At 36.6% G+C, this 12,736-nt stretch carries 16 protein-coding genes; 2 read left to right on the top strand and 14 right to left on the bottom strand.

The genetic code is table 11. The features are described 5' to 3' along the window. Positions 1-69 precede the first annotated feature (69 nt). Positions 70-969, bottom strand: a complete 900-nt coding sequence (locus BN1546_RS00975) for a copper amine oxidase N-terminal domain-containing protein (RefSeq protein ID WP_090735403.1) — start codon at positions 967-969, stop codon at positions 70-72. A gap of 526 nt (positions 970-1,495) precedes the next feature. On the opposite strand from BN1546_RS00975, the gene BN1546_RS00980 reads away from it, so the two are divergent. Beyond that, entirely contained in the window at positions 1,496-1,858 is a 363-nt protein-coding gene (locus BN1546_RS00980) for a DUF4181 domain-containing protein (protein ID WP_231124582.1), read from the top strand. A gap of 174 nt (positions 1,859-2,032) precedes the next feature. Here BN1546_RS00980 and BN1546_RS00985 read toward each other — a convergent pair whose 3' ends face one another. After that, the gene (locus BN1546_RS00985; protein ID WP_013370807.1) at positions 2,033-2,317 is read right to left on the bottom strand and encodes a hypothetical protein; all 285 of its coding nucleotides are present in this window, start codon (positions 2,315-2,317) and stop codon (positions 2,033-2,035) included. A gap of 466 nt (positions 2,318-2,783) precedes the next feature. Between BN1546_RS00985 and BN1546_RS00990 the strand changes: the two genes are divergently transcribed. After that, the gene (locus BN1546_RS00990) at positions 2,784-3,146 is read left to right on the top strand and encodes a hypothetical protein (protein ID WP_013370806.1); all 363 of its coding nucleotides are present in this window, start codon (positions 2,784-2,786) and stop codon (positions 3,144-3,146) included. A 107-nt stretch (positions 3,147-3,253) separates the two neighbouring features. On the opposite strand, the gene BN1546_RS00995 is transcribed toward BN1546_RS00990, so the two are convergent. The 12 genes from BN1546_RS00995 to BN1546_RS01050 form a co-directional block, all read right to left on the bottom strand. Continuing rightward, positions 3,254-3,580 carry a hypothetical protein gene (locus BN1546_RS00995; protein WP_228392897.1) on the bottom strand — a complete coding sequence of 109 codons (327 nt, stop codon included), beginning with the start codon at positions 3,578-3,580 and terminating at the stop codon, positions 3,254-3,256. Then, on the bottom strand, positions 3,581-3,820 hold the full coding sequence (locus BN1546_RS01000) for a hypothetical protein (RefSeq protein ID WP_013370804.1): 240 nt from the start codon (positions 3,818-3,820) through the stop codon (positions 3,581-3,583). A 464-nt stretch (positions 3,821-4,284) separates the two neighbouring features. Continuing rightward, on the bottom strand, positions 4,285-4,779 hold the full coding sequence (locus BN1546_RS01010; RefSeq protein WP_231124583.1) for a hypothetical protein: 495 nt from the start codon (positions 4,777-4,779) through the stop codon (positions 4,285-4,287). Between the two features lie 848 nt (positions 4,780-5,627). Continuing rightward, positions 5,628-6,482 (bottom strand): P-loop NTPase family protein, encoded by an 855-nt coding sequence (locus BN1546_RS01015; protein WP_058829523.1) that lies wholly within the window; start codon positions 6,480-6,482, stop codon positions 5,628-5,630. 665 nt (positions 6,483-7,147) lie between these two features. Next, a complete protein-coding gene (locus tag BN1546_RS01020; protein ID WP_058829522.1) occupies positions 7,148-7,519 on the bottom strand; it encodes a hypothetical protein in 372 nt (123 codons plus the stop codon). Between the two features lie 139 nt (positions 7,520-7,658). After that, positions 7,659-8,129, bottom strand: coding sequence for a hypothetical protein (locus BN1546_RS01025; protein ID WP_249930775.1), 471 nt, complete (start codon positions 8,127-8,129; stop codon positions 7,659-7,661). 163 nt (positions 8,130-8,292) lie between these two features. After that, positions 8,293-8,487, bottom strand: coding sequence for a hypothetical protein (locus BN1546_RS01030; RefSeq protein ID WP_058829521.1), 195 nt, complete (start codon positions 8,485-8,487; stop codon positions 8,293-8,295). 328 nt (positions 8,488-8,815) lie between these two features. Beyond that, on the bottom strand, positions 8,816-9,100 hold the full coding sequence (locus BN1546_RS28430) for a transposase (RefSeq protein ID WP_369690599.1): 285 nt from the start codon (positions 9,098-9,100) through the stop codon (positions 8,816-8,818). A gap of 158 nt (positions 9,101-9,258) precedes the next feature. Beyond that, positions 9,259-9,660 carry a hypothetical protein gene (locus BN1546_RS27645; protein WP_255305243.1) on the bottom strand — a complete coding sequence of 134 codons (402 nt, stop codon included), beginning with the start codon at positions 9,658-9,660 and terminating at the stop codon, positions 9,259-9,261. A 38-nt stretch (positions 9,661-9,698) separates the two neighbouring features. Next, positions 9,699-10,085, bottom strand: coding sequence for an IS110 family transposase (locus BN1546_RS01040; protein WP_141651578.1), 387 nt, complete (start codon positions 10,083-10,085; stop codon positions 9,699-9,701). 637 nt (positions 10,086-10,722) lie between these two features. Next, the gene (locus BN1546_RS01045) at positions 10,723-11,316 is read right to left on the bottom strand and encodes a chloramphenicol phosphotransferase CPT family protein (protein WP_090735410.1); all 594 of its coding nucleotides are present in this window, start codon (positions 11,314-11,316) and stop codon (positions 10,723-10,725) included. A gap of 334 nt (positions 11,317-11,650) precedes the next feature. Beyond that, positions 11,651-12,079, bottom strand: coding sequence for a hypothetical protein (locus BN1546_RS01050; protein WP_064963074.1), 429 nt, complete (start codon positions 12,077-12,079; stop codon positions 11,651-11,653). Positions 12,080-12,736 lie beyond the last annotated feature (657 nt).

Consider the following 12,736-nt stretch of genomic DNA (forward strand, 5'->3'; position numbering starts at 1 on the left):
TTGAATCCAAAAGCAAAATAAAGACCGTCCCTTGCTAAGGACGTCCTTAATAAACTGAATCAGTAGTAGCTATTGTTTTCTCGTCTCATTAGGAATAGATTGGATAACATCTATATAGGATTTCGCCTTTGCATTGAGCTCCTTTTGTTGACCTTTATCATCTTTGTATACAGCTTTGATATTCCCATTCTCATCATTAAACATCAAGATATCAGTCACCCATTCGACGTAATTATAACTTGGTCTTTGGCCAGCACTGGATACAATATCATCCAGACCATTTCCTGATGTAAATTGCCAAACTGCCTTAGCAACTCCATCCTTAATTTCAACTATCGTATTACCAGCTGACCAATCATTGTTAAAATACATGTATCTGGACGAATCCCCTCTCGGGAAAACGTAAGTATATTCTTTGTTAGCCCCCGGCTTTTCTAAAGAAGAAAGCGAATTGAAAGAAAATTGAACCGGCAGCGATATAGCAGCCTGACGAGCTGCTTGTAAATCTTCAGCCTGTAGGCTCTCTTGATCAACCTTATAATTACCGTCTTGAATAAATAAAATAGACAGAATCTTCTCATAGTTTGCCTTGTAGCCAAAGTTCTCCGACACAAAACGAATAGGTACCAGTATCCTTCCTTGAGTCATTTGGACAGGAACGTCTACCTGAACTGCTTGGTTATTTTTAAATGCTTCTTTTTTGTTGGCCGTCAGCTTAATTTGATCTTTGCCTTTTGTGATGAGAGCAGATTGACTTTTACTATCCCATTGATAGGTTACCCCAAGTGAAGCAAGCGTGCGTATAGGAACCAAAACACGCCCGTCCTTAATAATAGGTGAAACATCAGTTGCTATAAACTTTCCATTCACATTCACCGCGTTAACGGATTTCGGATTGGCGGCATCAGCAATCGCCCAGGTTTGAAACGTAAGTACGAAGAAAAACACAAACACAATAACCTTTTTCAAGATAAATTACCTCCTTTTTCAATAAGTACCCCTACATGAGACGTATGAATTATCCGAAAAGTTTCTAATATATTGTATAATAATTGTATAACTGTAAATTCGGTGAGGGGAAAGAACGATGCTAAAAAATCCTTATTATTTAACTTTTGTTCTTTTGGTATGGCTCATAGCTAGTCTAGTTCTGCGAATTTCATATAATTATCCGAATACTCTTTATAACTGGTTGTTAGCATCATTAATAATCCGTTTAATTGTACGTCTATTCATGCAACATATCAGAAAAATGAGAAGATCAGTAGGATAACTGATAGGATTGTAGAATTATTTATGCTACTCATTTCATTCGGAGTTATCATATCCATATTTTCAACTAAAGACTTTTCATGGTCAGATCAATTAATTTTTCTGCTTGCGGAGCTATATTTACTTATTGGTGTGTGCGTTAATATTTTTGAAATCAGAAGAAAAGGGCGGAATTAGATCATATGTTTATTATGCATGAAAAATTTGTATTGGTGTAGTACAGTTGAATAAATGGAAAAAGAAGGTGATACAAGTGAGCTTTTATCTTGTATTATTTATTGCAGCTGTGATTCAATTTGTTCTGGATAAAATTATCAGCAAAACAGATGAGATGATATCAGACACGGATGGTTTTATCCCATACAGGTGGTTCGTTGTGATTGGGGGTATTGGTATATTTTTATCACTTTTTTTTGTTAATGAACCCCCTTATAAATATGTTTGGATTGGCGTATTACTTATTATAGTGTTCGGTGTTCGATCTATCTTCCAATGGAAATATATTCGAAGTTCACAAAAACATATTACTTCACTATTGATGATGGCTATATCTGTAGTTGGTACAATTGTTTACGTTCTAATTTAACAAAAGCCCGCACATTTGTGCGGTTATGTGCCAGCTTCCCCACTCTTGTCCTGTTCGCTCCCTTACTTGCCGATCATCCAGCCTATTTGCTACAGATACCCCGGCTGGTAAAACCAGCCTTTAGGTTTCAACCGGATCATAAAAAAAGACGCTTCTGGTTCCCCAGAAACGTCTTTAATAATCTTCAATCCACAATGATACGTATATAAATAGTACGTAAGCTAAAAGGAAGAACCCAATCACATTAAAAAGGATAATCCAGATAAAACGTTTTTTTAATGGAGACAGGATTTTCCCCCACCATCTTAGGATTCTTTGACGGGTAGGCAACAACTCATATTCCAATTTCTTTAAAACATGTTCCGCTTTTTTCTCATCTTTATTTAAAAGTTCACTCCAAATTTGTTCATATTGCTCTCGAATTTCTTCTTTAGTAGAACTATCTTTTAGCAAAACCATTTGCAACCTCCATAGAAAACAAAGTAGCACGAAGACCTGAAGAACAAAACTTCAGATCTCTTTGCATCTAATCTTAATTCTCGTAAACATGTCCTGTTACCTTCACGGAATTACCAATTTCCTGTTCTTCAGCCATATCAACTTCCTGAAGCTTACGGATAGGAAACTAAGTCGTCCTTGTAAAATGCGCTCTCAGCTGCTGCCAACCATCTTCTTCAACTTCACTTCGATAGCACGATGATGGAACGCAGCGGAACATGGTTCTGCTCTATGCAGGTATACATAATGATTAGCGTTTTACCAGCCTTTAGGGTTACAACCGGCTCAAAAAAAAGAGGGCTCCTAGATTGAGCCAGAAACACCCTTTTATCGCGATGAATTACCTTCCTTTGCGAAGTATGTTTATTTTATGAAGTTTTCAAAAGATATTGTATAATAATTGTAAATGGAGTGGGGGGAGAGAACTATGCTGACGAAGCTGAAGAATCCAATTTTTCTTATTTTGATAGTTTTCTTGGCTACCCTAACAGTGCGACTTGTATATAATAATCCACCCCATTATATTTATGATTGGTTGATGGGTATATACGCCATCCGTTTGATCGGTCGGACGTTGTACGAAAAATACAAAAATAAGCATAGAACCAGTATTGTAACTGACATGGTTGTAGAAGTGATTATGGTTATGATCTCAGTTGGAATTATCCTATTTTTATTTATGTCACAAGAAACATGGTGGCATAAGTTACTTTTTCTAATTGGAGAATCCTATTTCCTCATTTATAGCGGTTATACTTTTAAAGAGATCATACAAAAAGAGCGGAATTAATCCGCTCCTATGCTATAAAGGCCGGTCATATCAAGCAGATCCCATTTATTAAACCATAATAAAAAATGCTCCTGGAAAGATTCTGATTTTCCAAGAGCACCTACTAACTAATCTTCTACCCATAATGCTATATAAATAAATATGACGTAAGCTAAAACAAAGAATATAATCACGCCAAGAGGGATAATCCAAGTAAGATGAGTCTTAAATGGTCTTATTATCTTCTGGCTAGTCGGAAGGAATCTATATTCCAATTTTTCTAAAACCTTTTCTGCTTCTTCTTCATCTCTAACTAAAAGTTCACTCCATAATTGCTCATAACGTTCTCGAATTTCTTCTTTTTTAGAACTATCCTCTAGAAAAGCCATATAGCTACCTCCATAAAACAAAGTAGCAAGAAGACCTGAAGAGCAAAGCTTCAGATCTCCTTGCATTTAGACGCTCTTCTTGGCTATAAAACACTTTTTAAATAGTAAAGGAGACAAAATAAGCAAAAGCCCTAACAATAAAAAAATGGACCCGTACAAATATAGATAAAAATCTTGGGCAGGGATTAACATACCCATCTTGTAAATTGCTTCTCCACGTCCACGAGTCGTAAGAATATCAACTGCCTGCTCGGTTACAACTAGACCTACAATTAACATAACAAAAAATACTATTGCTTTTTTCAAATTTCACTCACCTCCCTTTACAAAATAGTATAGCTGTAAAAGCTAGTGAAAAAAAGAAAAAACAGGACTCAGTAAAAAGGAACCTGTTCTTAAATTCACCTTTTAGTTTACGTAAACATTCCCTGCTCCGCTTGCACCGTAACCTTTTGGTTGAGTTAGTCCAGTGATTCTGATATGATATCCACTACCTGCCGGGATACCATCAAAAGTTCTACTGTATCAGGTTTTTGAAACATTTTCAGAACTGTTTCCAAATATTTTCTCTGGGACACTCCATTCTTTCCATCCATTCCATACATCTTGCACAATCTCATATCTATTAGTAGCTTCTACGTCACTAATACCTGTGTCTTGCCATCCTTTGATTGTCGCTGAATGGGATGCACCAACAGAAAAAGCGTCGTCCCCAATTAGTACAGTTCCATATTTAACCCCACTAAGTCTATAATAGTCTACAGTTGCATTTATAGAAAATTTTCAGATGGATTCAGTGCTTTAACGGTTGCAGGATTGCCATCACCAAGAACCAACTTCCACTCTTCACCATCTTTGATTACTTTCAAATTTTGTTTTTTCCCATCCTCTTTGATTGTAACTGCTACACTCGAATTGGACTCTTTTTGGGTACCAACAACTTCAATTTTATCGAAATCAGTTCTATTACTGTATTCCTCATACTTCTGAATTTGTTTTTCTTCACTGAGATACCACGAATCTTTGACTAGACTTACTGCATCCGAAAAATTCTTTTCGTGCACAGCAGTTAAGTATTTTGCAACAACTTTTTGAGCCTCTTGCTCGGATTGATCGACAGTAGCTTGGGATGTAGTTTGATCTTTTGTTAAAGCTTCTGAAGCAGAAACCGAAACTGAAGTATCAGCCGACGGAACAACAGATGCAGCGGATACAGAAGTACCTAATGCTGCACCATTGTAAGTGTAGCAAGTAGCGTAAACCATTTCTTCTTCATTCCAAATTCCCTCTTTCCATTAATTTTTTGATCTATGTAAGTAAAATCTTTGGATGTACTTTTGCCAAATTCAACTTGGAATCAATCACTCATTTTTTAATATTTGTAAGACTCGCGACTGTTATAGCGATAATTTGTTAAATATTCTAGTGTTTTCAATCATTTTATAGTAAATAACTATTAATCGATCATATAATACTATTTTTGTTAAAATCGAAATTCAGGAAAAAAGTTATACATCGTTTAGGATCGTAGTTTATGTCCAGCATTGCTAAGAATAAAACTTAATAAGGAGGAAATTAAATGGATTTTTTAATCTTGGTGCCACAGTTTTTAATCCAGGTGTTTACTATAGTCGTCGCTTTAGTGATATATGATAGATTTTTCAAAAAAAGATGATCCATGTGAAGCTGAATTACTTGGCTACGGCAGAAATATCTGGACACGACAAAAAGAGCGATTTGCATCGCTCTGTAACACATTCATTTATGTATTCAGTTGGTTTTCCTGTCCGTAGCTCACTGAACAAAGGGGATCCGGACAAACTCTTTGGTCTGGACAAATCCCCCCCCCATCTTGAATAAGCTTCAGACACTTAATGAGCTTATGTCCACGCCTAAATATTCTCCCAGCCGCATATCTGTGTCTGTTTTGACTTTGCTCCAGAGAAATCTTAGTTCGTGTGTGTATCCCCGACAAAGATACTTGGCCGTAATACGATCCTCCAGTTGATGTTGCTCCAGAACTTTGATTCCACGCCTTCACATTTCCTGGCGTACTCGATACTGTTCCTTTGATACATGATTCCTGCAGCGATCATTAGAATCCAATTTCTCGTTAGTTTGTTTGTTTATAATAATTTGATAAAATGCCCTTTAAAACTTGTTTATAATCGTTTTTATTATAAGAAGAGTTATCAACTTTTATCTTGGTTATGTTTAAGCCATTAAAAATTTTTTCTTCTAGTTCTCTTCTTGCTTTAAGAACCTGCAGCGTTCCTTCTAACCCTTTGTAATTTTGTTTTTTACCATACCCTTGATTCGTATAATATTCAATAAATCCCTCTGACCATTCCTGAGGTCTTTCCTTTACAGCCTTTCTGAAGGAATGATCAAGATCGTTCTGATCTACGTAAAGCAACAATGGATTCAGTGGAGCTACAATTGTTTCCAGTTCGATAACGTAACTTATAACGTCTTCCTTCTTCGCATCATGTTTAATCATCCCCATTGTTACAGGGTTTTGAATAAAACAACAATCAAAAACAAAAGTGTCCGCACCATTTAAAACACGGTCCGCAAACTTCATCCATCGTTCGGTTATCAGTTTCCTGTTTTGATCTAGCGATAATTCATAAATATCATGTTTGAAAACTGCATGAAGCAATTCATCTGGAAAATTTGGCCCGTATTCAATTTTTACTTTCCGATATTCTAGGATGTAATCGTTACCTTGTTTAATCATGAGATTACTTAACAAATCTTTAAACTTTTCATGTGTATTCAATAATTCATCGCATTCATTTTTCTTAAAGAAAGCGACTCCATCATAATCAGCAGGATGTTCTGGATTTCCTTCTAAAAACAGCTGGGATGTAATGTTCATTTCCGTAAGAATTTCATAAACGAGTTGAGCAGTTGTTGTTTTCCCGCATCCTGGCAATCCCTCAATCAAAACTAACTTCGATCTCATCAAAAAGCTCCTCCATTCGCTAGTAGGAGGATAAGCAGGTAGGAATCAATAGAGACGCAGTTTCCCACGAATAAAAACGGATACCATCAGGTATCCGCAGCATGGGTTTATGATACACCTTTCCCTGCATACCCTGTAAGATTAAAGAAAAGCACGCCTAATAAAATAGTGTATTCACTATTACAGGCATCCTTTCGAATTGTTAATCTTTACAGAGTAATCCACATGATAAGGTATGCTCCTTTGTTTGCATCTCTATGGTTTAGATTAACATTAAGCATAGATAAATACAATCAGGGACTTTTTAAACAAACCTGCCCGTTAGTTTAATTCACCGTCATACAAAAATACCATTTCTCGTAACGGCTCAAATCTTGCTCATAGTCGAGTAACGGATGTGCATCCCCTATTCCCAACCGCATGATTGGCGAGAATGATGTCCCCCCCTCCAACTCAGTCCCGCTTCCGCCCCGATGTGGCATGTCAAAAATCATGCTTTTAGGAACGCCACATTTCATCAATAATTGAAACAAATTTAATACACAACAAAAAGTAGCTCCTGCAGGCAATGCAGGAGCTACTTTTTGTTACCTTGCCACTGTTGTCATTCAACTAACGTTCTCTGTTAGCTTAACCAAACGACGAACCTTAATCATCGCTTGTTTCTATACAAGAGTTCCAAACAAGTAAACGGCAAACACTATAATACTAAGAATAAACATAACCCCTCCCACCCTATAACACAAGGAAGTTCCAAAATTATTTGGATATTTTCTCGAAATTATCACTGCTGGTAACCAAAATACAATAGCAGCCATAAATGGAATGTGATACCCCTCGGTTTCATTCGTATATATATCCCAATTGAATAACTTAAACAGATAATGGCTCAACATGAAGTCGTTTTGAAATTTAAAATTAAATAAAAAACCTAAAGTTAGAACAACTATTGCAAATGACCCAGTACCAAACGGTCTTTTTATTGTCACTTCATTTCGCTCCCCTGCAAACTGTTGCCCTTTGGCTACAATTCTCATCGAGTTGATTTCCTAATTATTTGCTATACGTAGGAACAGTAAATTTGTTGCGTTATCCTGCCCGTTAGCTCAACAGGCAGCCGATATTACGGCAGCCTGTTCTTATGATACCATCGTGTAGCATTAGTTATCTTAATCTCTAGGTGACCTTTAAAGCAAAATGATAAAATGCATCGCCACGAGATTGGTTCTCTACATCTTCATCCATCCACCATACCCCGTATGAATAAAAATATGTCCCTTTTTCTGTAGGAGCTTGAAAACTATTTTCTTTCAATAAAACTTCTGTACGTTTTCCTTCATAGAATTGCTCGACATGAAATTTATTCGGTTGGGGCTCATAATTCATAATGAATTTTACAACAACACCAGGCTTTACTAGAATCGGTTCTTTTCCTTTTAAAAGTTCAACTGGACCAGCTAAATCCACACATGACGTTGTCCAGCAATATGTGCCGAGTTTTGCTTTGTACATTCGTTTATCAATCTGAATTTGAACTTTTGGTGGTTTCTCTCCCTCAAGGTCTTTGTTTTTTTGCTGAACACCCGTGCAACCAACTATATATATAAGAGTTAGTGCCATAATGAATAACAAGACTGTATTCTTCAAATAAACCCTCCTATCTTTATTCGATCCTAATTATTCAACGATAGAAGAAGTAAATTTGTTACAAATAAATTCATGATATTAGTAAAATACTGTTTAACATGTTTTTTCGGAAATAAGATTACTTGTTGAACTAAAATGCCCGTTAGTGCAGAGGCCAACTGATTTAATAAATCCGAGAACTTACCCATACAACAGTTGTTATTGCAATTAATGCGGCCATCAAAACAAATAAAATATAACCGGCTTTAGTTTTCACACTGCTTCGGTTATCATAAACCTCTGGCTTGACTCCTAACCCAAGCCACAAATCACTAATAAGACTCACAACGACTAACGCGAAATTTTTGATCATCTTCATGTTACAACGCTCCTTGTCCTAGTATTTATTCCCGAATCGATTCCCCCTAAATAATACTACGTATTGGAACTCTCCTGCCCGTTAGCTTAATGAAGCAACGTCAGTCTAATGTAGTGTAGCGTTTAGAAAAATGTAAATGAGCCCATTACCGAAATTCGGAAGATTATTATTTCCTATTTTACATGCAATGAGCTATTTATGTTCAGTGTAAGGCAGTGTAAGATACTGGTCGTTCTTAAGACATCGTCATCTGCTAACTCATCCGCTTGGCGTTCGTAATCTTCTAAATTAGCTGGGATCTTTAATCTTACTTTATCACCGTCAAGGATTACTCCCATTTTGCTCGCGTGTTTGCTTTTCTCTTTGCCATTCCTTGATCAACTAATCTTTTATAGTAAACACGAAAACTATTTTCACTTATTTTTGGAGATATTAGTAGCAAAGTCATTAAGAATCGAACTCTGCGAGTATCTCTAACACCCTCGTATGTCTGCCTACTCTTAAAAACGGATGTTCCCGAGATTTTATTCTCCGCAGCTACACTAAGGTACTTTTTAAGCTCTAAATATGTTGAGAAACGTTCATTATCACCAATGCACCGATAAATGTACAGGCCTTAGATTCACTCATGATAGGGAAGGACATAAGTATCATTGTATAAGGATGAGGTTTATATCCTTTTTCTTTATTCCCATAAAGCAAGGAAGCTATCTGTTTATCCATGCTTTTTATCGCTTCATCTATACGCAAGGTCTCTTCAATAAGCTACGTTTACCGTTCAGCTAGGTGTGGAATGTTCAAGGCTAATGTGTTGGGTAACAGTTCTGCCAAGGTCATAGAGGCTTTTGTAGCAGTAGTTCTTGCACCATTTGTTATTAGAGTTTGCCTAAGTTCATCTCGAGTTACCTGGGCCATTTCTTGCGCTGCAGGATACTTCAGAGCTAATTTGAGGACACTTAACGCACCTGTCTTTTTAAAAGCTCGTTTAAGTTCAGGATTGGTTACTGAAAATAATTGCTGGATTTGATTCCTACCTCTCGTTAATTGAGTAGTAAGCAACCAGCGATCCCTAGTTAATGTGCGGTATAAAACCTGTTCTGCACTTACAGGACGAACTATACGCGCCGAACGAATATCAGGATGAAGGGTTTTGTGCCATCCCATATAGGCCATGATTCTAGCATCAATTTCATCGGATTTTTCATTAAGCCCTAGCTGGCGTTCACGAAATCCTTTACAGCTTTATTTTCAACCTGATATATAGAGTAGCCTCGATCTAATAGAACTCTAACAACTAAATATGAATAATGCCCACCCGTTGGTTCCAGTAATATAAAGAAATCCTGGGGTTTATACTCGAATTGTGCTTGAATGTCTTCTAAAGCATGGATAAACTTTGTAATCCCTTGGCTATCCGAGTTAAGCTTCATTGTTTCACTACGTTTCCATTTCTTCTCACTGCGGAACTTTTCAAATGGAATGCAAGCAGCAACATGGAAATCCGAACCAATATCTATTCCAACATAGAAGGGATAAAAAGCTCTTGAGTTGTCTTGGTCTTCAATAATGCTCGTATCCGTAAGCATAAAATCATTCAACTTATGATCACCTATTCGAATCATTTGCACCAGATTAACCAAGTTTTCTTAAGAGCTCCGCAATGGACCCAATGTAGTATGTCAGGTTTTAGATTCGGTGCATTACCCATAATAAACTGAGAGGTCGAGAATCCGCCTCAATAACTTTAAAGGGCTTCTGTTAAGTTCTTTCGACAGAAAGAAACAATTCCCTTCTTTCTCTATTAAGTTCTCTATTTTTCTACGCAAAAAAACCTGTCATTTCGACAGGTTGAATAATCATCAAATGTGCAGCGCCAAAATATGGAGCTCCTCATTTCTGTTAAAGAAGTCCAGAAGGATGTCCTGCCGGCTCCAAACCTATTCTGGGCGGTTGTTCCCTGAGAGGTCACTGCACAATTATATATACGCCTATTAAGGGCTAATTCCTTCTAATACGGTACCAGTTACCACAAATACTTTATAGAAGTCTTTCTAAGTTCCACATTAGACTCAGAGGTTAACAGGTACTACGGTATTTTAGCATGTTGCTCAAAAGTGGTAAAAGCCTATTTATTGAACTAACGTTCCTCGTTAGCTTAATTCCGAAATCTCTCGGGCAGACCGAGGGGCGATAGTCCCAATGTTTGAATAGGGTGTTATCTGATGGATACGCCATCTAGGAAACACTAACATTTCTTTTACTTAATTTCTTAAATACCGAGTAATCCTTATTGGACTTAATAAAACTTAATATTTTTTCGGCACATTCTATTGGATTCATCTCTTCCGTATTTACTTCGAGGTCATATTCATCAAAGCAATATATTTTGCTGAACTGTGAAGCTGCTAGTCCAATCTGTCTATCTCCTCTTGTTTGCTCTCTTTTTATGAGTTCTTCTTCCGAGCATATTACACCTATAAATAACGTAGGCTGATCGAAAAATTGATCAAGAAACTCATTAAACCTCTTGTCATTGTCGATTATGGTATCTGCTATTACATTAAAACCCAATTCTAATAACAATTTAATTGTCGAATGGTACACTGAGAATATGGAATCATCAAGTATTTGTGAGACAACTTGATGATCTATTTCTTTTGGAGGATCATCTGGAAATTTATTATTAATAAAATCATAGTAATTATTAAAAAAATCATCAATTGATAAATGATAAAAAAGGATCTCTTTCTGATTTATCAGTTCAGTCGATATGGAGGTCTTTCCGGAACTTGAAGTTCCATTTAGAAAAACTAATATCCCTTGCTTCAATTTAATCATCCCTTCAAAAAATAATTATTTCGTATCTTTCAGATAACGTTATATTCACAAAGTTCATTAAATTATCCAACTCAGAAAATATTCGAGAAATGATTGAACTATCCTGTCAGTTAGTTCAATAAAAAGAACGCTCCCGCGCCTTCGCTTGGGCTACGTCCTCCTCATTATATTCCATTTCCAATCACCTATTAAAGAGCGTACGCGGGTAGCATGTAGTGCTTAAACAGGGAACTTATCTTAACCTAAGCACTAAGAAAATACTTTATTTTCTTTTCATATTAAAAAATCGAAAATAGAGCATCCCCCAAGGGATGCCCTTCTTTCACTATATTGCATTAATGGTGAATTGTCCTTTTGCAGCTTTGATCTCAAAGTAATATTGTTTATCATTATTTAAACCGATCAGTTGTTTGCTATTGCCAGGAGACACCTGAAACTCATCAATCACGATATCTCCCTGTTCATCTTTAACTCTAACAAGCACATTACCTGCACTGTTTGCATCATTTATGATTGTCTTATCCCAAAAAACACTATCAAATTTGACGTAATCTTGACCATCAAATTTAATACTGTTCCATTCATCAGTTTCTTTTTCAATAGCCATAACTGAGATTATTTTAGGAGAAAAGTAATTATGGACAGTTTCTACATTTTGATAAACTTGATAAGAACAAACAAAAGCAATAGTTAAAATAACGAAAATAGCACTAGATAAACCAATTTCCTTAAATTTACTATTAAGCATATTCATATACCATCCCCTTTTGAAAACGTGGTAATATAATTCGATTGGTTACTTTATTATATATACAAGTCTTTAGAGGAGTAGTAAAGCATACCTGTCACTGAGGGAAAAGACTTTTTGTATTGCTAGTTCACTTATTTTCTTCGAATAATCGTATACAATAAAAATACCTGCATAAATAAGCAGACATTTCATCCTCATGTATTTGTGGTATAATGGATATAAATAAAAGTAGCCGCGATGTTAGCGCATCACGGCTACCCGACAAAGGCCGGTGGGCAACCACGGCGAGATTTCAGTTCAATACGAAATGAAAAACCACTGGATTCCTAGGCTTCCATACCTATTCTCGGTGGTTTTTCTTGTCTTTGCGTGCCGTGATTGTTTTCATGCCTGAACCAAAGTCTTCAGACCAATAGTAATACAGACCACCTTTAGCACAGCGTCAAGAGTCTTCGCGATAAGTTCAAGAGACGGGGCAGTCCCCCTTCGAGTAGCTTAGCCGTGTCATTTCCCACCGGTTATCTTATCCTATTAATTGGACCATAAACGAAATACTAGGAAATAGAATAGGAACAAGAAGCGCCCCGAATTCGGAATGCTTCTGCTGTATTTCCAAGACCAGGAATCCCTCTGACGTAGCTTACTAAAGAAAATGCTTGG

Source organism: Paenibacillus sp. Mc5Re-14, assembly GCF_001049835.1.
Taxonomy (GTDB): domain Bacteria; phylum Bacillota; class Bacilli; order Paenibacillales; family Paenibacillaceae; genus Paenibacillus; species Paenibacillus polymyxa_C.

Coding starts and splice junctions, on each gene's coding strand:
- BN1546_RS01010 (WP_231124583.1), bottom strand. CDS start 4,779: ATGGTTTACGCTACTTGCTACACTTACAATGGTGCAGCATTAGGTACT.
- BN1546_RS00995 (WP_228392897.1), bottom strand. CDS start 3,580: ATGCAAGGAGATCTGAAGCTTTGCTCTTCAGGTCTTCTTGCTACTTTG.
- BN1546_RS00990 (WP_013370806.1), top strand. CDS start 2,784: ATGCTGACGAAGCTGAAGAATCCAATTTTTCTTATTTTGATAGTTTTC.
- BN1546_RS01030 (WP_058829521.1), bottom strand. CDS start 8,487: ATGAAGATGATCAAAAATTTCGCGTTAGTCGTTGTGAGTCTTATTAGT.
- BN1546_RS27645 (WP_255305243.1), bottom strand. CDS start 9,660: ATGGCCTATATGGGATGGCACAAAACCCTTCATCCTGATATTCGTTCG.
- BN1546_RS01050 (WP_064963074.1), bottom strand. CDS start 12,079: ATGAATATGCTTAATAGTAAATTTAAGGAAATTGGTTTATCTAGTGCT.
- BN1546_RS01020 (WP_058829522.1), bottom strand. CDS start 7,519: ATGAGAATTGTAGCCAAAGGGCAACAGTTTGCAGGGGAGCGAAATGAA.
- BN1546_RS00985 (WP_013370807.1), bottom strand. CDS start 2,317: ATGGTTTTGCTAAAAGATAGTTCTACTAAAGAAGAAATTCGAGAGCAA.
- BN1546_RS01015 (WP_058829523.1), bottom strand. CDS start 6,482: ATGAGATCGAAGTTAGTTTTGATTGAGGGATTGCCAGGATGCGGGAAA.